A 22,105-nucleotide genomic window follows, 5' to 3' on the forward strand; every position below is an offset into this window, starting at 1 on the left:
ACATTACGCTCGGGGCCGGTGCCGGCTGCCGTGCCTCGACACAGCGGACCCGTCGAGACGTCACCGCTGCACCCGCCCGGCCGTCGTATTCCTGGGAGGTCTGATGACCGAGCTCACCACCGACCGGCTGCTGCTGCGGCAGTGGCGCGACGACGACCTGGACGCCCTCGCCGCCATCGACGCGGACCCGGAGGTCATGCGCTGGATCGGCGACGGGAGCCCGCGGGACCGTGCGCAGACGGCCGCCGCGCTGGACCGGTTCCGCGCGGCGTGGGAGGCCCAGGGATTCGGGCTGTTCGCCGCCGAGGAGGACGGTGACCTCGTCGGCTGGGTCGGTCTTGCCGTGCCGGCGTTCCTGCCGGAGATCCTGCCGGCGGTCGAGATCGGCTGGCGGCTCTCGCGCGCCGCGTGGGGGCGGGGGCTGGCCACGGAGGGTGCGGAGGCGGTGCTGGCGTTCGCGTTCGAGGACGTGGGCCTGGACCGCGTGGTGAGCGTCTGCCACGTCGAGAACACGGCCTCGGAGCGCGTGATGACCAAGCTCGGGATGCACCTGGACCGGGACACCGTCGTTCCGTCGAACGGTGTCCCGGCCCATGTGTACGCGATCGACCGCGCCGGGTATCAGCTGCGCGGCCCCAGGTAGGACGCGTCGCCGTCGGCGGTGTGGATGCCGACCTTGACGGAGGCGTTGGGGTCGGTCGGGGCGTCGACGGTCTGGCTGCCGTCGCGGGCCGCGATCGTCAGGGCGACCGGTTCGCCGTTGCCGTAGACCGTCACGTCACCGTCCGAGGCGCGGGCGTCGATGTCGCCCTCGACCGCCTCGACGGTCGTGTGCCCGTTCTCGGTGTGCGTGGAGACCTCGCCCGTCACGCGGGAGACGTCGATCCATCCGTCCGAGGTCCGGGCGTCGACGTCGCCACGGACGTCGTCGATCGAGACGCTGCCGTCCGACGCGTGCAGCGAGACGTCGCCGGAGACGTCCTCGACGACCGTCGACCCGTCGCTCGTGCGGATGGTCAGCGGGCCGGTCAGCGAGGTCGCCTCGACGGACCCGTCGGAGGCCCGGACCACGACCTCGGTGCCCTCGGGCACCCGGACGTTCAGGCCGGCGGTGCAGAACCCGGGCCGCCACCAGTCGCAGGTGTGCTTCACGATCAGGCGTTCCCCGCTGAGGGACGCCGTGTACTTCGCCTCGGTCGACGCGGTGCGCGACGTGCGCTCGACGTCCACACCGGTGTCCCCGGTCGTCACGGTGATGTCGCCGTCGGCCACGATCTCGACCACGGGAGCCGCGTCGTAGGACGCCGTGCCCACCACGGTCGACGGGTCGCCGTTGGTGTACACGAGCAGGTTGACCAGGCTGTAGGCGCCCGCGGCGAGCATGAGCGCTCCGAGGATGGCGCCGAACCAGAGCAGGACGCGCGCCCCCTCGGACCGCTGCGGCGGTGCGGGCGGGCGGGCGAGGGTCGTGGTCATGAGTGGTCTCCCGGTTCGTGCTCGAGCCAGCGGAGCACCGCCAGCACGCGACGGTGGTCGTCGGCGTCCTGGGCCAGCCCCAGCTTGGTCAGGATGGAGGTGACGTGCTTCTCGACGGCGGGCAGTCCGACCACCAGCCGCTCGGCGATGGCCGCGTTGGAGCGGCCCTCCGCCATGAGGCCCAGCACGTCGCGTTCGCGGGGAGTGAGGGTCTCGAGGCCCGACCGTCTGGTCCGGGCGAGGATCTGGGCGACGACGTCGGGGTCGATCACGGTGCCGCCGGACGCGACGCGGCCGAGGGCGTCGAGGAACTCGTCGACGTCGGCCACCCGGTCCTTCAGCACGTACCCCAGGCCGCGCACGTCGCCCGCGAAGAGCTCCTGGGCGTAGCGCTGCTCGACGTACTGCGAGAGCACGAGGATCGGCAGCCGCTTGTGCACGCTCCGCAGGTGCACGGCCGCGCGCAGGCCCTCGTCGGTGTGCGTCGGGGGCATCCGGACGTCGGTGACGAGCACGTCGGGCAGCTGTACGCCGGCCCCGAGGGCTGCCACGGTCTGATCCGCCGTCGTATAGCCGGTGACCTCGTGGCCCTCGGCCTCGAGCAGCCTGGTCAGGCCGTCGAGCAGGAGGACGGAGTCCTCGGCGATCACGATGCGCACGGCACCTCCACGGTGAGTCGGGTGCCGGCTCCGGCCGGGCTGTCCAGGTCGAAGGTGCCGTCCAGCGCGGCGACGCGGCTGCGCAGCCCGTCCAGACCGCTGCCGGGCGTCGGGGTGGCGCCGCCGGCGCCGTCGTCGGAGATCTGCAGCCGCAGGTTCTGCGACGGGGTGATCGTCGCCGTCACCGTGACCTGGGAGGCCTGGGCGTACTTGGCGACGTTGGTCAGGGCCTCGGCGACGACGAAGTACGCGGCGGCCTGCGCGGAGGTGCTGGCGCGGTTGAGCGGCCCGGGCACGTCCACGGTGACGGGCACCGGGCTGCGGGCGGCCAGCGCTGACAGCGCCGCGTCGAGCCCGCGGTCGGTCAGGACGGCCGGGTGGATGCCGCGCACGAGGTCGCGCAGCTCGGCAAGGGTCTCCTTGACCTCCTGGTGCGCGTGCTCCAGCGCCGCGGCGGCCTCCGGGTCGCTCGACGCCTTGCGGCGGGCGGCACCGAGCTCGACGCCGAGGGCGACCAGCCGCTGCTGCGCGCCGTCGTGCAGGTCGCGCTCGATCCGGCGGCGCTCCTCGTCGGCGGCACCGACGGCGGCCGTGCGGGTCTGCGTCAGGACGACGGCGCGGCCCTCGGCCTCGTCGGCCCGGGCCCGTGCCTGCCGCGCGGCCTCCATGGCCTCCGCACGCGGCGACCCGCCGAGCATCGACCGGGCCGCGCGGACGAGCCCGAACGACGAGGCCTGCACCCCGAGCGCACCCACCCAGGCCGCGACGAGCGCCGCGACGACCAGGAGGGGCGCGGGCACGGGCATCGTCACCGTGTCGCCGTAGAAGATCACGAAGCCCAGCAGCGCCAGCGCGCCCGAGAGGCCGAACGAGACGATCACCGTGGAGACGGTCAGGATCAGGCTCCCCACCACGAGGTAGGCCAGGTGCGCCCAGGAGCGGCTGTCGCCGAGCACCGCCGTCCAGGACGCCCACCAGCCCGGCCGACGCGGACGCTTGTAGGTGGGGACGTCGATGTCCACCCGCAGCATCGCGTGCAGGCGGGCCCGCTCGAGCCGGGCGAACGGGCGCGCGGCGAGCAGCGCGACGACGAGCATCGGGATGCCCACGAACAGCACCAGCACGCCGGCGGCGACCGAGAGCCAGACCACGGCGGCGGTCAGCACGGCGCCGACGAAGAACGCGCCGATCACCGTCTGCGAGATGCCCGCCCAGGTGGCACCCGACACGGGAGCGAGGAGCAGCGGCCGCCAGCCGGTGAAGGCCGGCGCGACGACACGCAGGTCGGCGGCGCCGGGGACGCCGGCGCTGCCCGCGTCCAGGTCCGTCGAGAGGTCTGAGGTCATGACACAGACGCTAGGGGTCGCGGGCCACGACCAGACAGCCAGCCCACCCACGAACGCGTGGTGGGGTCAGCCCTACCGTTTGGTCGGGACCCGCGCACCGCGCACCAGCTGGTCGTAGACGAGAGCGAGGACCGCCGCCACGACCAGAGCGAGCACGCTGCCCAGGAGGAGGCCGCGAACACCGCCGAACAGCCCGGTGCCCCACCCGAGCAGGCTCGACAGCGCCAGGAGCGGGCCGACCGTCAGCGGCAGGGTCAGCGTCCCCCACCAGCCACCGCCCCGCAGGTAGACGGCCGCGACGAGCAGTCCCGACACGTACGCGACGACGAGGGTCGCCGCGTTCGCGACGAGGAACGCCGCGAGGTACGAGCCCGACGACCCGACGTTCACGGACACGCCCTCGGCGATCTTCCACTGCCACCCGAAGACGGCGTACGTCGCACGCTCGGCCACGAGGAGGAGTGCGTACCCGCCGCCGTACAGCAGTGCGGTGCTCAGGGCGCCGATCACCGAGCCCCGGGACAGCGAACGACGCGTGAGCCCCGACGCCACGTGGACGGGCAGGTAGACGGCGGTCAGGCCGATGAAGATCGAGAACGGGACCCACATGGTCGCCTGCCGGCCGAAGGCGACGACGCTCGTCGTGACCTCGTCGGCGACCAGCGCGTAGACCGAGATCGCCAGCACGGACACGACGACGGCGATCGCCCAGAACCACTTCGCGACGCGGAGCTGCGCGCTCAGGAACCAGCGGGCGGTCAGGTCCACGGCCCCGCGTCGCGCGGGCGCGTCCAGGGTCAGGGTGCTCATCGGACGGCCTCCGTCGCGTGGTCGGTGAGGTGCACGAACAGGTCCTGCAGCGGGACGGGTCCGAGCTCGAGCCCGCCCAGGCGGGCGTTGCGCTCGTCGTCGGGAAGCGCGCCGACGACCGTGGCCTGGACCGTGCTCCCGAGTCGCTGGCGGGCCACGACGTCCCTCCCCACGACGAACGCCTCGACCGCGTCGACCGGACCCGTGACCGTCATGCCGCGCGTGCGCAGCGACTCCGCGTCCTCCTGCACCAGCACCGACCCGCGGTCCAGCACGACGACGTCCTCCAGCAACCGCTCGACCTCGCCGATGAGGTGGCTCGACAGGACGATCGTGCGTGGGTGCTCGAGCCAGTCGGCCAGGAGGGCGTCGTAGAACGCGTACCGGGCGGGTGCGTCCATGCCGAGGTGCACCTCGTCGAGGAGGGTCAGCGGGGCGCGGCTCGCGATGCCGACGACGACCCCGAACGCCGACTTCTTGCCCCGCGACATCCGGTCGGGACGGTCGTCGGGCCCGAGCTCGAACGTGTCGAGGAGCCTCGCCGCGAGCCCGACGTCGAACGTCGCGCGCCGGTTCGCCAGCATGCGCACCATCTCGGACACCGGTCGGTCCGGCAGCAGGTCGCCGCTCTCGCGGATCAGGCACGTCCCGCCCATCACCCGCGCGTTCTCCCACGGCTCCTCCCCGTCGACGAGCACGGTCCCGTCGCTCTTGGGCAGGAACGACGCGAGCACCGACAGCGCCGTCGTCTTGCCCGAGCCGTTGCGCCCGAGCAGCCCCGTGATCACACCGGGCCTCAGGGCGAACGAGACGCCGTCCAGGGCGGTCGTTTCTCCGTACCGGACCGTCAGGTCGCTGACCTGCACACCGAAGCCGCTCATCGCGGTCCCCCGTTCCTCAGGTGCTGGATGACGTCCTCGACCGGGATGCCGAGGACCTTCGCCTGCGCCGCGACCGGGTCGACGACGTCCGCGAAGAAAGCGGCCCGGCGTTGGGTGAGCAGCCGCTCGCGGGCGCCCGGCGCGACGAACATCCCGATGCCCCGACGCTTGTAGAGCACGCCCTCGTCGACGAGCTCGGTGAACGCCTTGGCCGCGGTCGCCGGGTTGATCCGGAACGTCGTCGCGTACTGCGTGGTCGACATGACCTGCTCCTCCGCCTGCAGCGCGCCCGACAGCACGTCCGCCCGGATCTGGTCGGCGATCTGCACGTACAGCGGATCTCGTCCGTCGAACACGCCGATCACCTCCTCACTGGTTCATTACATGACCAACTAACCATAGAACCGGGGAGAGGCGCAACCCTGAGGGGCCGCTATAGAGACAGCAACGTCCGCACTCGTGAGGGCTATAGGCCCCACGAGTGCGGACGTTGCAGTGGTCAGACGGTGGTCAGGCGCTGAGCGGCGACGAGCTCGGCGATCTGGACCGCGTTGAGGGCGGCCCCCTTGCGCAGGTTGTCGTTGCTGACGAACAGCGCGAGCCCGCGACCGTCCGGCACGCCCTCGTCCCGGCGCAGGCGGCCGACGAAGGACGGGTCCTTGCCGGCGGCGTGCAGCGGGGTCGGGACGTCGGTCACGACGACACCGGGGGCGTCGGTGAGCAGCTCGAGCGCACGCTCGGGGCTGAGGGCCGAGGCGAACTCCGCGTTGATCGACAGCGAGTGCCCGGTGAACACCGGCACACGCACGCAAGTGCCCGAGACGAGCAGCGACGGGATGTCGAGGATCTTGCGCGACTCGTGCCGCAGCTTCTGCTCCTCGTCGGTCTCGAACGAGCCGTCGTCGACCAGCGAGCCGGCCAGCGGGATGACGTCGAACGCGATGGGCGCGACGTACTTGACCGGCTCGGGCAGGGTGACCGCGGAACCGTCGTGGACCAACGCGAGCGTGTCCTGCTCGACCGCTGCGCGGATCTGGCTGTCGAGCTCGTCGGCACCCGCGAGGCCGGAGCCGGAGACGGCCTGGTAGGTGGAGACGACGAGGCGGGTCAGGCCGGCCTCGTCGTGCAGCACCTTGAGCACCGGCATCGCGGCCATGGTGGTGCAGTTCGGGTTGGCGATGATGCCCTTGACCGCGTCGGCGATCGCACCCGGGTTCACCTCGGAGACGACCAGCGGGACCTCGGGGTCGCGACGCCAGGCGGACGAGTTGTCGATGACCAGCGCGCCGGCCGCGGCGAACCGCGGGGCGTGGACCTTCGAGGCCGCGCCCCCGGCGGAGAACAGGGCGACGTCGATCCCGGACAGGTCCTCGGTGGAGATGTCCTCGACGACGACGTCGGTGCCCTTCCAGGGCAGCGTCGTGCCCGCGGACCGCGGCGAGGCGAAGTAGCGGATGGAGTCGACGGGGAAGTCGCGCTCCTCGAGCAGCCGGCGCATGACGCCGCCGACCTGGCCGGTCGCGCCGACCACCGCGATGTTGAGTCCCACAGCCCTACCGTCCCGTCCCGCCGTACACGACGGCCTTGTCCGACGTGGAGTCCAGATCGAACGCCGTGTGCACCGCGCGTACGGCCTCGTCCAGCGAGTCCGCCCGGGTGACCACGGAGATCCGGATCTCCGACGTCGAGATCATCTCGATGTTGATGCCCGCGTCCGACAGCGCGGCGAAGAACCGTGCCGAGACGCCGGGGTGCGACTTCATGCCCGCGCCGACGAGCGAGAGCTTGCCAATCGTGTCGTCGTACTGCAGCGACGCAAAGCCGATATCCGGCTGGTGCTCGGTGAGCGCGGCCGTGCCGGCGGCGCCGTCCGTGGCCGGGAGCGTGAAGGAGATGTCCGTCAGGCCGGTCGAGGCGGCCGACACGTTCTGCACGATCATGTCGATGTTGACGCCGGCGGCGGCGACGACCTCGAAGATGCGCGCAGCCTTGCCGGGCACGTCCGGGACGCCGACGACGGTGATCTTGGCCTCGCTGCGGTCGTGCGCGACGCCCGCGATGATCGGCTGCTCCACGGTCTCTCCTTCGGGGGCGGGCTCGTCTGTCACGAGCGTGCCGGTATGAGTACTGAACGACGAACGGACGTGGATCGGTACCCCGTAGCGGCGGGCGTACTCGACGCAGCGCAGGACGAGCACCTTGGCGCCGCTCGCCGCGAGGTCCAGCATCTCGTCGTAGGTGACCCGCTCGAGCTTGCGCGCGTTCGGCACGATCCGCGGGTCGGCGGTGAACACGCCGTCGACGTCCGTGTAGATCTCGCAGACGTCGGCCTTCAGGGCTGCCGCCAGGGCGACCGCCGTGGTGTCCGAGCCGCCGCGGCCGAGCGTCGTCACGTCGTTGGTAGACGGGTTCACGCCCTGGAACCCGGCGACGATCGCGACGGACCCCTGCGCGATCGTCTGCCGGATGCGGCTCGGCGTCACGTCGATGATGCGGGCCTTGCCGTAGGCCTCGTCGGTGAGCACGCCCGCCTGCTGGCCGGTGAACGACTTGGCCTCGACGCCCAGGTTGTGGATCGCCATCGCCAGGAGCGACATCGAGATGCGCTCGCCCGCGGTCAGGAGGATGTCCATCTCGCGCTGCGGCGGCAGCGGCGTGACCTGCCGGGCGAGGTCGATGAGCTCGTCCGTCGTGTCACCCATCGCGCTGACGACGACCACCACGTCGTGGCCCGCCCGCTTCGCCTCCGTGACCCGCTTGGCGACACGCTTGATGCTGGCGGCGTCGGCGACGGAGGAACCGCCGTACTTCTGCACGATCAGGGCCACGGGGGAGCTCTTTCGCGGGCTCGGGATTGGACCGGGCGAGTGTACGGCGGTGTTCATCTGCTGGAAACGCGGTTTCAGATGCCGGATCGACACAGACACTTCACAGAGTTCCGGGACGCCGACGTCGTCCCGGTCCTAGCGTGTCGCCCATGGACGACGACGCCGGTATCCAGGTCAGCGGCCTGCGCCGCGCCTTCGGTCGTGTGCAGGCCCTCGACGGCGTGGACCTGACGGCGCGGGCCGGTGCGGTGACGGCACTGGTGGGCCCGAACGGCTCGGGCAAGACGACGCTGCTGCTGGTGCTGGCGGGGCTGCTGGTGCCCGACAGCGGCCAGGCGCTCATCGCCGGGATCGACCCCGTGCTCGACAGCCGCGGAGCCCGCGCCCGCACCGGCTGGATGCCCGACACGTTCGGCACCTGGGACTCGCTGACCGCGCGGGAGGTCCTGACCACGTTCGGCCGCGCCTACCGCGTGCGCGACGCCGGCTCCCGGGCTGCCGAGCTGCTCGAGACCGTCCACCTCACCGAGTTCGCCGACCGCCCGGCCAGCGTCCTGTCCCGCGGGCAGAAGCAGCGCCTCGGCCTGGCCCGCGCGCTCGTGCACTCCCCCGACGTCCTGCTCCTCGACGAGCCCGCCAGCGGCCTGGACCCACGGTCGCGCGTCGACCTGCGGATCCTGCTGCGGCGCCTCGCCGACGACGGCACCGCGGTGCTCGTCTCCAGCCACGTCCTGTCCGAGCTGGAGGAGATGGCCGACGACGCCGTCTTCCTCTCCCGCGGCCGCACGGTGATCCCGTCCCAGGGTCCCTCCCAGCGGTCCTGGCACGTCCGAGCCCTCACCGACGCGCTGCCGGCCTGGCTCACCTCCGTCGGGGCGCAGTGGCGGCCCGGTGACGCACCCGGGGCGGTCCTCGTCGAGATCGACGGCGACGAGGGTGCGGCGCAGCTCGTCGCGGACGCGGTCGCGGCCGGCGTCCCGATCGTGTCCCTGCATCCCGTCGGCGGCGCCCTGGAGCACGCCTACCTGGCGCTCGAGGAGGACCGGCGATGACGACGCAGACCGTGGAGCTCGAGGTCGATCCTCCGATCGAGCCCTCCGTCCCCACCGAGCGGGGTGGCTGGTGGTCGGGCGTCTGGACCGTCACCGTGCTGGAGCTTCGGCAGCGCGTGCGGTCCACGCGGTGGATCGTCGCCCTGGTCGTGTGGTTCGTGGTGGTCGGCGGCATCACCCTGCTCACGTCCGGCGCTCTGGCGACCCTGTCGGACGACGCCGCCTCGTCCTCGTCGAACGGGCCGCTGCTGTTCGCGGTCGTCTCGTTCCTGGTGCTCGGCCTGGGCCTGCTGGTCACGCCGACGCTCACGTCGACCGGTATCAACGGCGACCGCAACGCGGGCACGCTCGCGACGCTGCAGGTCACGCTCCTGACGCCGTCGCAGATCGCCGCAGGCAAGGTGCTCGCCGCCTGGTTCGCCGCGTGCGCGTTCCTCGTCGAGAGCCTGCCGTTCCTCATCCTCGCGCTCGTCATGGGCGGCACGCCGGTGATGTCGCTGGTCCGGGTCGTCGTGATCGTCGCGCTGCTGCTGGCCGCCGTCTGCGGGATCGGCCTGGGCTACTCCTCGCTCGTCGCACGCACGGCCGGGTCCACCGTGCTGACGTTCCTGACGGTCGCCGCGCTGACCCTGCTCACCCCGATCCTCTTCGCGACGACGTACCCGTCGATCACCCGCGAGGAGACCGTGCAGGTCTACACGACGGTCCCGACGGCCGACGGCCAGGACTACGAGTGCGACTACGTGACCGCGCAGCGCGACGTCGCGCACACCGAACGGACCTGGTGGCTGCTGGGCATCAACCCGTTCGTGGTCCTCGCGGACGGTGCCGAGGCGGCCCGCACGGGACCGGAGCCCTTCGACGATCCGCTGGCCGTCATCCGCTCGGGCGTCCGGATCCTCCGCGCGGGCACCACCTCGACGGACGAGTGCTGGGTGAACGGCACCCCGCTGGAGCGGCCGGAGATCTCCGACAACCCGTTCTGGTTCTGGGGCCTGGGCGCCAACCTCCTGCTCGGCGCCGCCGGCTTCACGGTCGCCGTCCGCCGCCTGCGCATCCCGCAGAAGAAGCTGGCCCGCGGCACGCGCGTGGCGTAGCGCAACGTCCGAGCAGAGGTGCGCCCGGGCCTACGTCTGCTCGGACGTCACGGCTGGAGCGCGTCGTACTCCGCCTCGGCGGCGACGTCGTCCTCCACGTCGAGGCGCAGGTGGGCGAGGATCGCCTGCAGGGTGCGCAGCACGCTCGACGCGCGCTCGCCCCAGTCCGACAGGTAGCTGAACTGCCACCACCAGAGGGCCTCGAGCACGTGGCCGCTCTCGTAGTGGCGCAGGCCCTGGGCCAAGGCCCCGGCGATGGCGACGAGGTCGCCGGAGACGCTCGAGCGCTCGACCTCGACGCCCAGCAGCGGGTCGACGACCTCGGCGTACTCGTCGATGCCCTCGAACACGTTGGCCAGGTTGGCGCGCAGCGGGTCGACGTCCGGGTCCGGGCCCAGGTCCGGCTCGAACCGCTCGAGCGGCACCACGTCGGTCGTCGCGCCCAGGCGGGCGCCCGAGGCGAGGATGTCGGAGACGGCCAGCAGCAAGAGCGGCAGGGCGGCGTCGGGGGCGGAGCCGGCCGCGACCTCGGTGACCGTGCTCAGGTAGCGGCGTGCCTCGTCGGCCACGGAGACCGCGATGTCCCGCAGATCGGCGTCGACCGTCGTCTGGTGCGGTGTCATCGTCCCGTCCTCCCTACGCGCTGATCCGGCGTCGACCTTCGAATGCCCGCCCGAGCGTGACCTCGTCGGCGTACTCCAGGTCGCCGCCGACCGGCAGACCCGAGGCGAGCCGGCTGACCGTCAGGCCCATCGGTACCAGCATGCGCGCCAGGTACGTCGCTGTCGCCTCGCCCTCGACATTGGGGTCCGTGGCGAGGATCACCTCGGTGACCGTGCCGTCGGCCAGCCGCGTGAGCAGCGACTGGATGCGCAGGTCATCGGGACCGACACCCGCGATCGGGTTGATGGCGCCGCCGAGCACGTGGTACCTGCCGCGGAACTCGCGGGTGCGCTCGATCGCGACGACGTCCTTGGGCTCCTCGACCACGCAGATCGTGGCCAGCGAGCGGCGCGGGTCGCGGCAGATGCGGCACTGCGTCTCCTGCGCGACGTTGCCGCAGATCTCGCAGAACTGGACCCGCAGCTTGACCTCGGTGAGCGCGTCGGCGAGCCGTCGCACGTCCGCCGGGTCCGCCGCGAGCAGGTGGAACGCGATGCGCTGGGCGCTCTTGGGACCGACGCCGGGCAGCCGCCCGAGCTCGTCGATCAGATCCTGGACCGCACCCTCGTACACGCCCGCCAGCCTACGGGGTCGGGTCCGCGGAACCGGCGGGCGCGCGGGCCCCGCCGGCGACGAGCTCGACCTCGAAGCCGCTGTCGTCCTCGAGGTACGCCGCGTAGTGCTGCGGGCCGCCCGCAAACGGGTGCCGGTCCGCGAAGAGCAGCGTCCACCGATGCTCAGGGGCCTGGACCACCAGATGATCCACGTCGCTGCGGGAGCCCGCGTGGAACGCGAGGTGGTTCAGGCCCGGTCGGAGGCGGTCGTGACGGGTCGCGACGACGTCCGGGCCCGACTCGAGCACGACGTACGGTCCGTCCGGCCGCGACCAGCTCACGCCGCCCGTCCAGCGGTCCCTCTCCCGGTAGCCGAGCGCGGTGAGCAGCCAGCCCCAGGACCGCTCCGCAGCCGTCAGGTCGCCGACCCAGATCTCCAGGTGGTGCAGGTCGCCTGCGCTCCCCGACGGTTCGCGCCCGGCACCCTCACCCTCGGTCACGCCGTGCCGTCGTCCAGCTGCTCGTCGATGACCGTGCCGCCGAGCATCTGCGCCACCAGCGGCGCACCGATCAGGGAGGAGCCGCTGATCTCCGGGTCGTCCGGCGACGGCTCGTCGGGCACCCCGGGCACGACCCGGGCCGCCGACTCGCGCGCCGCGGCCATGCCGCGCTCCCGGGCGGATCCCTGCGGCCCCGGGCCGGTGGCGTCGAGGTCCTCCGGCGGTTCGGGCGCGTGGGCCGGCTCGCCCGGGTCGTCCAGCGGGGGCTCGGCGGCGGGCGGCTCGTCGTCCCAGGACGCCGCCGCCTCGGCCGGGGTGACCGCGCGCGGGTTCTCGCGGTCGTTCACCGGGCGGACGGGGGCTTCCTTGACGGCCGTCGCGGCCGCGGCCTGCTCGGCGAGTATGCCCTCGACGCGCACGTCGAACCCGAGGGTCTCGCGGACGGCTCGGGCGACGACGTCCGCGTGGGCGCCGTTGCGGAACGTGGTCGCGAGCGCGGGGTTGTCGAACGCGATGCGCAGGGTCGTCGCGTCGAGGTCCGCGACCTGCGCGTTGCGCGGGTCGATGAGCGCCCAGGTCACGCGGCGCAGGCCCTTGACGGTCTCGAGCACCTCGGGCCAGCGCCGACGGATGACCTCGGTCTCCGGACCGCCACCGGCCGGCGCGGAAGCGACCGGCGCCCGTGCGACGACCGGCGCAGGCGTTGCGACGGGCTCGGGATCGACGCCGGCGGCGGGCTGGGTCTCGACCGCCGCCACCGCCTCGGGGACGACCGGCTCGACGTCGGACCCTGCCTCGACGTCACGCTCGGCCGGCGAGTCGGGCACGTCATCGGGCACGGCCGGCACGTCGGTGGGCTCGGTGACCGCCTGCTCGGCCGGACGCGCGACGGGCGCCGTCTCGGCTGCGGGTGCAGGCACGGGCGCCGGGTCGGCCACCGGTGCGGCCGTGGGAGCAGGCCGCGGGGCCGGCTCCGGCGGCGGGAGGGCCGCGGGAGTCGTCGCGACCGGGACGCGGACCCCGTCGGCGGGCAGCCCGCGCTCGAGCCGGTCGAGGCGGGCGCCGATCGACGACCGGGTGTCCTCGGCGGCCGGCAGCAGCAGCCGCGCCATGAGCAGCTCGAGGTGCAGGCGCGGGGAGGTCGCGCCGGTCATCTCGGTGAGCGCGGCGTTGGCCAGGTCGGCCGACCGCGACAGCTCGGAGGCGCCCAGGTGCCCAGCCTGCAGCCGCATCCGCGTCAGCTGGTCGGACGGCACGTCGCGCAGGGCGGCCTCGGCGGCGTCCCCCGACGCGGCGATGACGATGAGGTCGCGGAATCGTTCGAGCACGTCCTCGACGAACCGGCGCGGCTCGTGTCCGGTCGAGATGACGCGGTCGACCACCCGGAACGCGGACGCTCCGTCGCGGGCCGCCACGGCCTCCACGACGTCGTCGAGCAGCGAGGCCTGGGTGTACCCCAGCAGGTCGGCCGCACCCTCGTAGGCGAGCTCGGCACCACCGGACCCGGCGATCAGCTGGTCGAGGACCGAGAGGGTGTCGCGCACGGATCCGCCACCCGCGCGCACGACCAGCGGCAGCACGCCGGAGGCCACCTGGACGTGCTCGGAGTCGCAGAGCTGCTGCAGGTACGGGACCAGGACGTCCGGCGGGACCAGCCGGAAGGGGTAGTGGTGCGTCCGCGAGCGGATGGTGCCGATGACCTTGTCCGGCTCCGTCGTCGCGAAGATGAACTTGATGTGCGGCGGCGGCTCCTCGACGATCTTGAGCAGCGCGTTGAAGCCCTGGTTGGACACCATGTGGGCCTCGTCGAGGATGAACACCTTGTACCGGTCGCGCGCGGGCGCGAACGTGGCGCGCTCCCGCAGCTCGCGCGCGTCGTCGACGCCGCCGTGGCTGGCCGCGTCGATCTCGACGACGTCCAGGCTGCCCGGGCCGCCGCGCGCCAGCTCGACGCACGACTCGCACACGTTGCACGGGGTGTCGGTCGGGCTCTCCTCGGTGTTCTGGGCGCAGTTCAGGATGCGGGCCAGGATGCGCGCGGACGTCGTCTTGCCGCAGCCGCGCGGGCCGGAGAACAGGTACGCGTGGTTGACCTGACCGCTGCGCAGCGCCTGCCGCAGGGGTGCGGTGACGTGGTCCTGCCCGATCACCTCGGCGAAGTTCTCGGGCCGGTACCGCCGGTACAGGGCTGTGCTCACGCCAGAACCCTAGACGCCCCCACCAACACCTACGATCCGTTCGTGGCGATCGATCAACGCGCGCTGGACGTGCTCTGGGACTTCTCCGACCCGGTCGCGAGCGAGGGCCGCCTCCGCACGGCGGCTGCGCAGACGACCGGCAGCGCACGGGACGAGCTCCTCACCCAGGTCGCCCGCAGCCTCGGCCTGCAGGAGCGGTACGACGAGGCCGCGGCGCTGCTCTCGACGATCGATCGCGACACCCCGACCGTCCGCGCGCGCCTGGCGCTGGAGCACGGGCGCGTCCACAACAGCGCCGGCCGCGCTGCGCAGGCGATCCCGTTCTTCGAGGAGGCCGCCACCGAGAAGGTCGACCCGTTCCTCGTCGTCGACGCCCTGCACATGCTCGCGATCGCCGACCCGGCGCGGTCGGACTCCGCGACGACGCGCGCGCTCGGCGTCCTGGAGGCCGTCACCGACGAGCGCACCCTGCGCTGGCGCGTCGCCCTGCACAACAACCGCGGCTGGTCGCTGTTCGACGCCGGCGACCCGGCGGCCGCCCTGACCGAGTTCGAGAAGGCCCTCGACGCCGCGCAGCGCTGGGGCACGCCGCAGCAGGTCCGCTGGGCCCACGAGGCGATCGACGAGTGTCGCGAGGCCCTCCCCTGAGCGGAGATCCTCCATCTCGACAGTCGATACGTTCCCTCCACGTATCGACTGTCGAGATGTCGGACCTGAGCCCGGTCGCCCGGGTGGCTCAGTCCGCGCGCACCACCGTGTCGGCGAGCACCGACCGCAGCAGCGGGCGCGACGTCTCGGTGGCCGCGAACACCAGCGCGCACCCGACCGCCAGGAACGTGACGAGCAGCAGCAGCCCGGTCGGGTCGGTCACCGCGACGGTGCCGAGCAACGGCAGGAACATGAGCAGCGCGACCGCCGCCGACCCGACCGACACGAAGAGCAGCGGCACCAGCACGGACCGCCGGCGCACGGAGTCGAGCAGCTCGACGGGCATCCCGGCCAGGTTCTGCAGGGCGATCTCGCGACGACGGTCGAGCACCGCTGCCGCCTGCGCGATCCCCGCGGAGACGGCCGCCAGCAGGAACGCGACGACCAGCGTCACGAGTGCCCCGGTGACCAGGTCGTCCAGCAGGATCGCGCCCTGCGGGTCCTGCGACGCGTCCACCCGGGTCAGGGACGGGATCACGGCGAGCGCACCGGCCACGAACCCGGCCAGCCCGAGCCCGCCGACCACGCGCCAGGCGGCACGAGGGTCGTCGAGCAGGCGGCGGGCCGCGAGGAGTCGCGCGGGCGTCGTCGCGCGGCGCAGCTGGACCTTGCCGACGAGGCCGAGCACCCACGGCCCGACCGCGTTGAGCGTCGCGAAGCCGACCGCCAGGGCGCCGACGAGCGCGGCGATCGCGGCCGCACCGAGTGCACCCCCGACCGCGCTGACGATCATGAACAGCCCGATCCCGGCGAGCGCGACGAGCAGCCGGACGAAGCCCAGCGCCTTGGGCATGGTCCGTCGCGCGACCCCGAGCGGCGAGATCGCGACCCGACGCAGCGAGAACGCCCCGGACAGCCCGGCGAGCAGCGGCACCGCGACCAGCGCGATCAGCAGCCCCTGCCACCCCACCCACAGCTCGCCGACCGTGAACGTCGTGCCCTGGAACGGCAGCATCGCGGCGAACGGCAGCAGCAGCCCGTAGAGCGCGATGCCGAGGAGTGCGCCGATCAGACCCTGCCAGGCGGTCTCGACGAGGGTCAGCCCGACCACCTCGCGCGACGTCACGCCGAGCAGGCGCAGCGTGGCAAGACGCGCGTCGCGGCGGGCGACCCCGAGGCGAGCGGCGCTGCCGCCGAGCGTGACGAGGGGGACGACGAGCAGGACGACCGCGACCCACGCGAGGATCTCGTAGACGGAGCGGATGTCGGTCTCGCCGGGCGCCAGGGGTTCGTCGGCACGCGTGATGAAGCCGAGCAGGCCGCCGACGACGCACAGGGTCAGACCGGTGGTGACGGCGAACGCCGTGATGGCGAGCACGGTGGTGACGCGCGAGTCGCGGCCGCCGGCGCGCTGGAACCGGGGCGCGAGGGCGACGACGGGATTCATCGGGGGACCCCGGCCCCGACGACGAGCCCGTCGCGCACCTCGATCCGTCGGTCGCACCAGTCCGCGACCTGCGCGTCGTGGGTCACGACGACGAGCGAGGCCCCCGCAGCCTTCGTCGTCTCGACGAGGATCCGCATGACGTCGTAGCCGGTCGACTGGTCGAGCGCACCCGTCGGCTCGTCGGCGAAGACCACGTCCGGACCGGTGATCAGGGCACGCGCGACCGCGACCCGCTGCGCCTGGCCGCCGGACAGCTCGCCCGGGCGCCGGCCCTCCATCCCGGCGAGCCCGAGCGAGCCGAGCCAGCGCATCGCCTGCGCGGTCGCGTCCTTGCGGCTCGCGCCGAGCAGCATGGCCGGCAGCGCGACGTTCTCCACCGCGGGCAGCTCCGAGAGCAGCTGCCCGAACTGGAACACGAAGCCGTAGTGCTGGCGCCGCAGCAGCGAGCGCTCGCGGTCGTTCAGGGCGCCGACGTCGCGTCCCTTCAGCGACACGGATCCCTGGTCCGGCACGAGGATGCCGGCGAGGCAGTGCAGCAGCGTCGACTTGCCGGAGCCGGACGGGCCCATGACTGCCAGCGACTCGCCGTCGAGGAGGTTCACGTCCACGCCGGCCAGTGCGGTGGTGCTGCCGAAGGTCTTGACCAGCCCGCGGGCGGACAGCCGAGGTTCGATGCTCATGTGTCCAGCGTCGCCGACGGTCCCACGGTCGGTCGTCGGCCCACGGGCGCGTCCCGGGCGCCGGTCCGTGCACCCCCAGGGGGACGGCGGTCCACCCCAGGGTTCAGACGAGCACCGCGACGCCGACCAGCACGACGACCGCCGACCCGGCGATCGAGACCCACCTCTTGGCCGCCTCGGGGATCCGCATCCCGAGCAGTCCGCTCGACAGCGCCAGCACGAGCTGCCAGGTCAGCGACGCCAGACCGACGCCGGCGACGAACGCGACCGCCGCCGACCAGGATCCGCCGAGGCCGGCGGCCAGGCCGATCGCGACGGTCGTGAACGTCACCGCCGTGAGCGGGTTGACCGCGGTGAGCCCGACGAACCGCAGGTAGGTGCCGTGCGTCGATCCCGGCTCTCTCGCCTGGTCGGGCTGCGGACGCCTGAGCAGCCCGTACACGCCGATCGCCACGAGCACCGCCGCGCTGACGACGCGGATCGCCCGCTCGTGCGCCTCGACCAGCCCGCTCACGGGCGCGCCGACCGCCACCGCCACGACCCCGTACAGCAGGTCGACCGTCGCGATCCCGCACGCCGCCGCGACCGCCACGCGCAGCCCGTCGACCAGCCCGCTGCGCATCAGGAGCACGCCGACAGGCCCGACGGGCATCGCGACGGCGAGCCCGGCGAGCGCACCGAGCAGGAACGCCGACATGGGGCCAGCGTGGTTCCGGGTTCCGACGAGGTCACGCGGAAACTGCGGATATCGTCGTGGAGCTGCGATGATCGCTGCATGGACCCCATCGACGAGGCAATCCTGCGCGAGCTGACGCTCGATGGGCGGCTTCCCTACAGCGACCTGGGCGAGCGGGTCGGCCTGTCCCCGAACGCTGCCGCCAACCGCGTCCGCCGCCTCGTCGACAACGGCACGATCCGCGGCTTCACCGTCCTGACCGGCTCGTCCGCGTCGCTGCCGGCGGGTCTGGAGGTCTTCGTCGAGGTGCGGATGGCCGACGGGACGACGAACGAGGAGTTCACGGCGGCGCTCGCGCGCGGCTTCCCGCAGGTGCTCGACGCCGTCCACGTGACCGGCTCGTACGACTACCTGCTGCACGCGGTCGTCGCGGACCCGTCGGCGCTGGACCAGCTCGTCCGCCGGCTCAAGCGCGAAGCCGGCGCCGGTCAGACGTTCACCCGCCTGGCCCTGCGCGGCTGAAGACCGAGCGACGCCCCCGCCCGGCCCGCCGCCGCTCATCCGCGCCCCTTCCCCGAGCCCGCCCCTGCCCCCGCCCCCGCCCCTGCCCGCGCGAGAACAACCTGAACGACGTCATGAATGCTCTTGGCGTTCATGAGGTTGTTCTCGCGGCGTACATCGGGCTCAGGGGCCGGGCGGCCGTGACGTGCCCACAGCCCCGGTGTGGTTCGGCGAGTGCGGGGTCGCTCTCGCGCGGCAGGTCCGGATGGTCGGATCAGGCATGCGCCCGAAGTTCGAGCCGCCGGCTTCGCTGCGCTCGCTCGCCTATCGCCAGGAGGACCTCGTCTCGTCGCACCAGTGCGATGCACTCGGTGTCACGATGGGGATGCGGAGCCGCCTGGTCGCCGATGGCCGTTGGGCTCGCCCGACGCGGGGCGTCTACGACACCGAGCCGGCGCGCGACCGCCGACGCGAACCGGATCATCGCCGACGACGCGCTGCGTGGCTCGGCATGCTCGCCTACGGTCCGGACGCGGTCGCCGTCGGTCCTGCCGCCCTGGCGCTGCACGGTGTCCGCGGGCTCCCGCTGGACATCCGTCCCGAGGTCACGCTTCCCCATGGGGTGTTCGGGAAGCACCGCGACGGCATGCTCGTGCGACAGCTCGCCGAGGTCGCGTCGACCCGGTTCGGCGACCGCCGGATCGCGACGGTGCCGTATGCGCTGCTCACCGCGATCCCGGCACTGGGGCGGGTCCATTCCGTGGCAGTTCTCGACGACCTCGTCCATCGCGGGATGCTCTCGCCGACCCAGCTGGACGGCCTGCAGACCCGGTTGAGCGGTCGACGCGGTTGCGCGGAGGCGCCAGCCTGGATCGCCCTCGTCGACGGTCGCGCCGAGTCTCCGCTCGAGACCATTGCGCGGCTCGACTGCGTGGACGCCGGCGTCGCGCCGGACGAGCTGCAGGTAGAGATCAAGGCACCCGACGGCCGATTCCTCGGGCGCGGCGACATGGGATGGCGGCTGCCGGGGAACCGGTGGCTCGTCGCCGAGATCGACGGGCGCGAGTTCCACGAACGACCCGATGCGCTGCTTCGAGACCGCAGCCGCCAGAACGCGATGCTCATGCGCGGCGCGATCGACCTCCTGCGGTTCACCCACCACGACATCGGCACGGTGGGTCTCACCGTCCGCGACGCCCTGGGTGCCGCTCGAGAACAAGGATATGAACGGCAAGCGTTCTCATGACGTCGTTGAGGTTGTTCTCGCGGAGCCGAGCGGGGGCGGTCGGGTGCGGGTGCGGGTCACGGCCCGGCTCCGGGCATGCGAGGACCCCCCGCACACCCGCCAGAGCTCACCTGCCCTTGCTGCCTTCCGGCCCTGGGGGAGTTCAGCGAGATGACGCCGCACGAGGGGTCGTGGACGATTCTAGCCCAGCCAGGAGGGGTCCTCGATCACGTGCCGCAGGTAGCGCCGAGGGTCGTCGAGGAAGCCGCGGTAGCGCTGGACGAGCTCGAGCTCCTCCCACTCGCTGCGGCGCATGCCCCAGTCGCCGACCTCGTAGATCGTCGCGCCCGGGATGGCCGCGAGCACGGGCGAGTGGGTCGAGAGGAGGACCTGCGACGAGCTCGTGCGGACCAGCGTGGTCAGGTGCGAGACGACAGCGAGGCAGCCGGTGAACGACAGGGCCGACTCGGGCTCGTCGAGAAGGAAGAAGCCGGGGCGATCGGGCGTCATGCGGTCGGTGATGAGGGACAGGAACGACTCGCCGTGCGACATCTCGTGGAAGGCGGGCTCAGGCCCTCCCGGGTTCGCCTCGAGGTACGTGTAGAACGAGTGCATCGTCTCGGCGCGCAGGAAGTACCCGCGCCGAGGTCCTCCGGCCTCGCGTTCGAGGAGCAGGTGCTGCCACAGGTCGGACTCGGTGGCGCGGGTCGCGTGCATGGAGCCGGTGGACCCGCCCTCGGCGCCCATGCCGAACGCCATCGCGACGGCCTCGACGAGCGTGGACTTGCCGGCCCCGTTGTCGCCGACGAGGACCGTGACCTGGTCGAGCGGCCAGCCCTCGCGCAGCACCTGCGCCACCGCGGGCACGTGCGTGAACCAGACGTCGCGCGGGACCGGCTCCCGGTCCTGGACGCGGACGGCGCGCACGGGCAGAGGGCTCATCGGGACACCTCAGCACATCCGGGTGTGTCCGGTGGGTTACCGATGTGCCAAGGCCCTCACGCAGGAGCAGGATTGTGGGCAGACTGCGCTCATGACGGTTGAGGAAGTGCTGGACGTGCCTGCTCCCGACGAAGGTCCTTACGACTACGACCTCGCCGTCATCGGCTCCGGACCGGGCGGCCAGAAGGCGGCGATCGCCGCGGCGAAGCTCGGGCACAAGGTCGCGATCATCGAGCGTCGGCACATGATGGGCGGGGTGTCGGTCAACACGGGCACGATCCCCAGCAAGACTCTGCGCGAGGCGGTCATGTACCTCACCGGCATGGCGCAGCGAGAGGTCTACGGCGCCAGCTACCGCGTGAAGTCCGACATCACGATGGACGACCTGTTCGCCCGCACGCACCACGTGATCGGCCGCGAGATCGAGGTCATCCGCGCGCAGCTGCTGCGCAACCACGTCGACATCCTCAACGGCACGGGCTCGTTCGTGGACCGGCACACGATCGCGGTCGAGGACGGCGGGGCCCATCCGACGACGATCACGGCGCGGTTCGTCGTCATCTCGACCGGCTCGAAGCCGCACCGCCCCGACACCGTGCAGTTCGACGAGAGCCGGGTGCTCGACTCCGACGGCGTGCTCGAGCTGGACAGCGTTCCGGGGTCGATGGTGGTCGTCGGCGCCGGGATCATCGGCATCGAGTACGCGTCGATGTTCGCGGCACTCGGCACCCGGGTGACCGTCATCGACCAGCGGCCCGCGATGCTCGAGATGTGCGACCCCGAGGTGGCCGAGTCGCTGAAGTTCCACCTGCGCGACCTGTCGGTGTCGTTCCGGTTCGGCGAGCAGGTGGCCGGCGTCGAGAGCAACACGCACGGGACGGTCACGCGCCTCGCGTCGGGCAAGCGGATCGCCGCCGACGCGGTCATGTACTCGGCCGGCCGGCAGGGTCAGACCGACTCGCTGCAGCTGGAGAACGCCGGCCTGTCGGCGGACTCGCGCGGACGCATCAAGGTCGACGACCAGTACCGGACGATCGTGCCCAACATCTTCGCGGTCGGCGACGTCATCGGCTTCCCCGCGCTCGCGGCGACGAGCATGGACCAGGGGCGCCTCGCGGCGTACCACGCGTTCGGGGAGCCGGCCCGCGAGCTGCAGTCGGTCCAGCCCATCGGCATCTACACGATCCCCGAGATCTCCTACTGCGGTCGCACCGAGGAGGAGCTCACGACGGCGGCGGTCCCCTACGAGGTCGGCGTCGCGCGCTACCGCGAGCTGGCCCGCGGGCAGATCGTCGGCGACTCGTACGGGATGCTCAAGCTGCTGGTGCACACCGAGACCCGCGAGCTGCTGGGCGTGCACATCTTCGGGACGTCGGCCACGGACCTCGTGCACATCGGCCAGGCGATCATGGCGTGCGGCGGGACCGTCGACTACCTCGTCGACACCGTCCTCAACTACCCGACGCTGTCCGAGGCGTACAAGGTCGCCGCGCTCGACGCGACCAACAAGATCCGCCAGGTGGCGCGCTTCAGCCTCTGACGGACGCGACGACGAGCCCGACCACGGAGACGCCGACGAACGTCAGGAAGACCCCTCCGATCAGGCCGAGCGCACCCCAGCTGACCCCGCGCCATCGTCGCAGCACGTAGCCGACGACGAGCGGTGTGACGACGGCGACGGCCAGGACCACCAGAGGCCAGGACCCACGCGCCTCGGCGGTGTCGAGACCCTGCAGCGCCCACACGATCACGGACATGAAGGCGATGAACCCGCAGGCGAGGGCGACCCCGACGACGAGGAGCGTCCGCCTCCGCCGACCCGGCGCTGGGGCAGGCGGAACCGCCTCGGTCGCGTCCATGGCGCGCAGACTACGTGGCTGAGCCGTCACGCAATGGCAACAAACTCGGGCTTCAGCAGCGGC

24 protein-coding genes and 1 other RNA gene are annotated in these 22,105 nt (G+C 72.5%); 7 read left to right on the top strand and 18 right to left on the bottom strand.

What is annotated here, in order from left to right:
• The first annotated feature begins 103 nt into the window (after positions 1-103).
• Complete coding sequence (locus tag AC1DUE_RS06015) at positions 104-643, top strand: GNAT family N-acetyltransferase (RefSeq protein ID WP_477038490.1); 540 nt, start codon at positions 104-106, stop codon at positions 641-643.
• Here AC1DUE_RS06015 and AC1DUE_RS06020 read toward each other — a convergent pair.
• The 8 genes from AC1DUE_RS06020 to AC1DUE_RS06055 form a co-directional block, all read right to left on the bottom strand.
• Positions 622-1,476, bottom strand: a complete 855-nt coding sequence (locus AC1DUE_RS06020; protein ID WP_477038491.1) for a DUF4097 family beta strand repeat-containing protein — start codon at positions 1,474-1,476, stop codon at positions 622-624. The two genes, AC1DUE_RS06015 and AC1DUE_RS06020, sit on opposite strands and share 22 nt — an antisense overlap.
• Positions 1,473-2,135, bottom strand: a complete 663-nt coding sequence (locus AC1DUE_RS06025; RefSeq protein ID WP_477038492.1) for a response regulator — start codon at positions 2,133-2,135, stop codon at positions 1,473-1,475. Before AC1DUE_RS06025 ends, AC1DUE_RS06020 begins: the two co-directional genes overlap by 4 nt.
• Positions 2,123-3,481 (bottom strand): sensor histidine kinase, encoded by a 1,359-nt coding sequence (locus tag AC1DUE_RS06030; protein WP_477038493.1) that lies wholly within the window; start codon positions 3,479-3,481, stop codon positions 2,123-2,125. The genes AC1DUE_RS06025 and AC1DUE_RS06030 overlap by 13 nt, the downstream gene beginning before the upstream one ends.
• Before the next feature lie 72 nt (positions 3,482-3,553).
• Positions 3,554-4,291, bottom strand: a complete 738-nt coding sequence (locus AC1DUE_RS06035; protein WP_477038494.1) for a hypothetical protein — start codon at positions 4,289-4,291, stop codon at positions 3,554-3,556.
• Positions 4,288-5,172 carry an ATP-binding cassette domain-containing protein gene (locus AC1DUE_RS06040; protein WP_477038495.1) on the bottom strand — a complete coding sequence of 295 codons (885 nt, stop codon included), beginning with the start codon at positions 5,170-5,172 and terminating at the stop codon, positions 4,288-4,290. Before AC1DUE_RS06040 ends, AC1DUE_RS06035 begins: the two co-directional genes overlap by 4 nt.
• Positions 5,169-5,528, bottom strand: a complete 360-nt coding sequence (locus AC1DUE_RS06045) for a GntR family transcriptional regulator (RefSeq protein ID WP_477038496.1) — start codon at positions 5,526-5,528, stop codon at positions 5,169-5,171. The genes AC1DUE_RS06040 and AC1DUE_RS06045 overlap by 4 nt, the downstream gene beginning before the upstream one ends.
• A 143-nt stretch (positions 5,529-5,671) precedes the next feature.
• Complete coding sequence (locus AC1DUE_RS06050) at positions 5,672-6,721, bottom strand: aspartate-semialdehyde dehydrogenase (RefSeq protein ID WP_477038497.1); 1,050 nt, start codon at positions 6,719-6,721, stop codon at positions 5,672-5,674.
• A gap of 4 nt (positions 6,722-6,725) precedes the next feature.
• Positions 6,726-8,000 carry an aspartate kinase gene (locus tag AC1DUE_RS06055; protein WP_477038498.1) on the bottom strand — a complete coding sequence of 425 codons (1,275 nt, stop codon included), beginning with the start codon at positions 7,998-8,000 and terminating at the stop codon, positions 6,726-6,728.
• A 149-nt stretch (positions 8,001-8,149) separates the two neighbouring features.
• Here AC1DUE_RS06055 and AC1DUE_RS06060 point away from each other — a divergent pair, with 149 nt between their 5' ends.
• Positions 8,150-9,052 (top strand): ABC transporter ATP-binding protein, encoded by a 903-nt coding sequence (locus AC1DUE_RS06060; RefSeq protein WP_477038499.1) that lies wholly within the window; start codon positions 8,150-8,152, stop codon positions 9,050-9,052.
• The gene (locus AC1DUE_RS06065; protein ID WP_477038500.1) at positions 9,049-10,149 is read left to right on the top strand and encodes an ABC transporter permease; all 1,101 of its coding nucleotides are present in this window, start codon (positions 9,049-9,051) and stop codon (positions 10,147-10,149) included. The genes AC1DUE_RS06060 and AC1DUE_RS06065 overlap by 4 nt, the downstream gene beginning before the upstream one ends.
• Before the next feature lie 47 nt (positions 10,150-10,196).
• On the opposite strand, the gene AC1DUE_RS06070 is transcribed toward AC1DUE_RS06065, so the two are convergent.
• The 4 genes from AC1DUE_RS06070 to AC1DUE_RS06085 are packed head-to-tail and all read right to left on the bottom strand — an operon-like array spanning position 10,197 to position 14,064.
• Entirely contained in the window at positions 10,197-10,772 is a 576-nt protein-coding gene (locus AC1DUE_RS06070) for a DUF5063 domain-containing protein (protein WP_477038501.1), read from the bottom strand.
• Positions 10,773-10,785: 13 nt separating this feature from the next.
• Positions 10,786-11,385 (bottom strand): recombination mediator RecR, encoded by a 600-nt coding sequence (recR, locus tag AC1DUE_RS06075; protein WP_477038502.1) that lies wholly within the window; start codon positions 11,383-11,385, stop codon positions 10,786-10,788.
• A gap of 10 nt (positions 11,386-11,395) precedes the next feature.
• Complete coding sequence (locus AC1DUE_RS06080; protein WP_477038503.1) at positions 11,396-11,866, bottom strand: VOC family protein; 471 nt, start codon at positions 11,864-11,866, stop codon at positions 11,396-11,398.
• Positions 11,863-14,064: a DNA polymerase III subunit gamma and tau gene (locus AC1DUE_RS06085; protein ID WP_477038504.1), complete on the bottom strand. Its 2,202-nt coding sequence runs from the start codon at positions 14,062-14,064 to the stop codon at positions 11,863-11,865. The genes AC1DUE_RS06080 and AC1DUE_RS06085 overlap by 4 nt, the downstream gene beginning before the upstream one ends.
• A 42-nt stretch (positions 14,065-14,106) precedes the next feature.
• Here AC1DUE_RS06085 and AC1DUE_RS06090 point away from each other — a divergent pair, with 42 nt between their 5' ends.
• Positions 14,107-14,712, top strand: coding sequence for a hypothetical protein (locus tag AC1DUE_RS06090; RefSeq protein ID WP_477038505.1), 606 nt, complete (start codon positions 14,107-14,109; stop codon positions 14,710-14,712).
• 88 nt (positions 14,713-14,800) lie between these two features.
• Here AC1DUE_RS06090 and AC1DUE_RS06095 read toward each other — a convergent pair whose 3' ends face one another.
• The 3 genes from AC1DUE_RS06095 to AC1DUE_RS06105 all read right to left on the bottom strand — a co-directional run bounded on the left by AC1DUE_RS06095 (position 14,801) and on the right by AC1DUE_RS06105 (position 17,536).
• Positions 14,801-16,159, bottom strand: coding sequence for an FtsX-like permease family protein (locus tag AC1DUE_RS06095; RefSeq protein WP_477038506.1), 1,359 nt, complete (start codon positions 16,157-16,159; stop codon positions 14,801-14,803).
• Positions 16,156-16,839, bottom strand: coding sequence for an ABC transporter ATP-binding protein (locus tag AC1DUE_RS06100; RefSeq protein WP_477038507.1), 684 nt, complete (start codon positions 16,837-16,839; stop codon positions 16,156-16,158). Before AC1DUE_RS06100 ends, AC1DUE_RS06095 begins: the two co-directional genes overlap by 4 nt.
• A gap of 103 nt (positions 16,840-16,942) precedes the next feature.
• Positions 16,943-17,536, bottom strand: a complete 594-nt coding sequence (locus AC1DUE_RS06105; RefSeq protein WP_477038508.1) for a LysE family translocator — start codon at positions 17,534-17,536, stop codon at positions 16,943-16,945.
• 78 nt (positions 17,537-17,614) lie between these two features.
• Here AC1DUE_RS06105 and AC1DUE_RS06110 point away from each other — a divergent pair, with 78 nt between their 5' ends.
• Together AC1DUE_RS06110 and AC1DUE_RS06115 are read left to right on the top strand one after the other, a co-directional pair.
• Entirely contained in the window at positions 17,615-18,037 is a 423-nt protein-coding gene (locus AC1DUE_RS06110; RefSeq protein WP_477038509.1) for an Lrp/AsnC family transcriptional regulator, read from the top strand.
• Positions 18,038-18,296: 259 nt separating this feature from the next.
• On the top strand, positions 18,297-19,262 hold the full coding sequence (locus AC1DUE_RS06115; RefSeq protein WP_477038510.1) for a type IV toxin-antitoxin system AbiEi family antitoxin domain-containing protein: 966 nt from the start codon (positions 18,297-18,299) through the stop codon (positions 19,260-19,262).
• A gap of 76 nt (positions 19,263-19,338) precedes the next feature.
• Here the strand turns inward: AC1DUE_RS06115 and ffs are convergent.
• An RNA gene (ffs, locus tag AC1DUE_RS06120) (signal recognition particle sRNA small type) lies at positions 19,339-19,435 on the bottom strand.
• A gap of 7 nt (positions 19,436-19,442) precedes the next feature.
• On the bottom strand, positions 19,443-20,183 hold the full coding sequence (locus AC1DUE_RS06125) for an AAA family ATPase (protein WP_477038511.1): 741 nt from the start codon (positions 20,181-20,183) through the stop codon (positions 19,443-19,445).
• Positions 20,184-20,274: 91 nt separating this feature from the next.
• Here AC1DUE_RS06125 and sthA point away from each other — a divergent pair, with 91 nt between their 5' ends.
• Positions 20,275-21,723 carry a Si-specific NAD(P)(+) transhydrogenase gene (gene sthA, locus AC1DUE_RS06130; protein ID WP_477038512.1) on the top strand — a complete coding sequence of 483 codons (1,449 nt, stop codon included), beginning with the start codon at positions 20,275-20,277 and terminating at the stop codon, positions 21,721-21,723.
• On the opposite strand, the gene AC1DUE_RS06135 is transcribed toward sthA, so the two are convergent.
• Positions 21,713-22,042 (bottom strand): hypothetical protein, encoded by a 330-nt coding sequence (locus AC1DUE_RS06135; RefSeq protein WP_477038513.1) that lies wholly within the window; start codon positions 22,040-22,042, stop codon positions 21,713-21,715. The two genes, sthA and AC1DUE_RS06135, sit on opposite strands and share 11 nt — an antisense overlap.
• Positions 22,043-22,105 lie beyond the last annotated feature (63 nt).

The sequence above is a fragment of the Cellulomonas sp. P4_A2 genome (assembly GCF_056402515.1).